This window comes from Pseudomonas syringae group sp. J309-1 (assembly GCF_032582135.1).
Classification (GTDB): Bacteria; Pseudomonadota; Gammaproteobacteria; order Pseudomonadales; family Pseudomonadaceae; genus Aquipseudomonas; species Aquipseudomonas quasicaspiana.
Genome location: NZ_JAWHNU010000144.1, coordinates 1 through 558, shown reverse-complemented (window position 1 = coordinate 558; position 558 = coordinate 1). Strand labels below are relative to the sequence as shown.

The 558-nt window shown below is 44.1% G+C and carries 2 protein-coding genes; both read right to left on the bottom strand.

The features are described 5' to 3' along the window. Nucleotides 1-251: hypothetical protein (locus RX972_RS29150; protein WP_316880770.1), on the bottom strand; the 251-nt coding region annotated here is incomplete at its 3' end. Nucleotides 252-321: 70 nt separating this feature from the next. After that, nucleotides 322-558: hypothetical protein (locus tag RX972_RS29145; RefSeq protein ID WP_316880768.1), on the bottom strand; the 237-nt coding region annotated here is incomplete at its 5' end.

The following is a 558-nucleotide window of genomic DNA, read 5'->3' as shown; positions in this document are numbered from 1 at the left end:
GAGATCTCGTTGCTAGCGCTCGCAGTGTTATGTCCGATAGCAGCCACAGCTGCAGCAGGAGCAGCTAAGAGTTCAGTTAAAACATTCGCAATTGAACCGGTATCCAGAGCATAGCCTGTTTGTGTTGGAAGACTTGGTTGCGGTTTCTGCATTACGCCATTTGGTTGCACTGGTTGCGTTTCCTGCATTACGCCAATTGGTTGCACATGATCGAATGAAATAGCTTCATTGGCAGTATTTGCGTTTGTCAATGCTACTTATTTATTTTTGAGTGTACAAATCTAATGAAGTAGCATTGACCAGTTGGATAACGTAACCTCGTTACGCTCGCCCAAGATATTGCATCAAATTATAAATTTCATTGTTGTTTAATCCGTGAAGCGGATTATTATATCCATATGTCGGGTGGGAATTGCTCATAGCCTGATTTCCAGTGATCGTAAGCTTTCCCTTTATCTGTGCATCAAGTTCCAACTTAGCAGAGATCTCGTTGCTAGCGCTCGCAGTGTTATGTCCGATAGCAGCCACAGCTGCAGCAGGAGCAGCTAAGAGTTCAGT